1 protein-coding gene is annotated in these 316 nt (G+C 32.6%); it reads left to right on the top strand.

What is annotated here, in order from left to right; genetic code table 11:
* The coding region (locus QWI17_RS21585; protein ID WP_302724606.1) for a DUF3108 domain-containing protein at positions 1-316 on the top strand (316 nt) is incomplete at both ends.

Here is a 316-nt window from a genome sequence, read left to right as displayed (position 1 = left end):
AGCCATTATCACATCATAGGAAAAGGAACTTCAACAGGTGCTGTGCGTGCTTTTTTTAAGGTAGATGATAATTACGAATCGTATATTGACAAAACAGATTTGAAACCTACAAAATTTGTTCGAAATATTGTAGAAGGAAGTTACAAACGTCATCAAATCTATTATTTTGATCATGCCAATAGAAAAGCAAAAGTTGAAAATAAACGAGATGGAAAAGTTACAACAGAAACGATTCCTTACGATGCGCAAGATTTACTTTCTGCTTTTTATAGCTTACGTAATGCCAATCATACCACTCTTAAAACAGGAGATTATT

The organism is Gilvimarinus gilvus, assembly GCF_030518155.1.
GTDB classification, from domain to species: Bacteria; Pseudomonadota; Gammaproteobacteria; order Pseudomonadales; family Cellvibrionaceae; genus Gilvimarinus; species Gilvimarinus gilvus.
This window is presented reverse-complemented; position numbering and strand designations above follow the sequence as displayed.